This is a genomic window from Halorubrum tibetense (assembly GCF_042661865.1).
In the GTDB taxonomy this organism is placed as follows: Archaea; Halobacteriota; Halobacteria; order Halobacteriales; family Haloferacaceae; genus Halorubrum; species Halorubrum tibetense.
Window position 1 is genome coordinate 1 of sequence record NZ_JBHSWW010000635.1, and the last position, 625, is coordinate 625.

Below are 625 nucleotides of genomic sequence, written 5' to 3' on the forward strand. Positions count from 1 at the left end.
GGGACGCCGGCACCGAGCACGACGCCGACGACCGCGTACAGTCCGCCGAGCGGTTCCGCGACGAGCGCGAGCACCGCGGCGGCGACGAGCGTCGCGCCGAGATACCAGACGATGTGTCGCCGGGTCGCCGTCTCGCCGCGGACGACGGGCATCATCGGGAAGCCGCCGCGCTCGTAGTCGTCCTTGTACGCCAACGCGAGGTTGTAGAAGTGCGCGGGCGTCCACAGGAAGATCACCGCCGCGAGCAGCAGCCCGCCGCCACCGACCGTCTCCGTCACGGCCGCCCAGCCGATGAGCGCGGGGAGCGCGCCCGCCGCCCCGCCGATGACGGTGTTTTGGACGGTGTTCGGCTTGAGCACCAGGGTGTACACGACGCTGTAAAACAGGATCGCGATCAGCCCGAGGAACGCCGTCAGCGCGTTCACCGTCCAGAACAGGCCGAGCGAGACCGCGGTCAGCAGACCGCCGAACGCCACCGCGTGCGGGACGGGAACGAGGTCGGTCGCAAGCGGCCGGTCGTTGGTGCGCTGCATCCGTTTGTCGACGTCGCGTTCGAGCACGTGATTGAACGTCCCCGACGCGCCGATCGCGAGCGCACCGCCGACCAGCGTCGCCGCGACCGTCC

1 protein-coding gene is annotated in these 625 nt (G+C 70.7%); it reads right to left on the bottom strand.

The annotated features are described in order from the left end of the window. Positions 1-625 (bottom strand): heme o synthase (gene cyoE, locus ACFQEU_RS17455; RefSeq protein WP_379784212.1); only part of this gene is annotated, 625 nt, incomplete at both ends.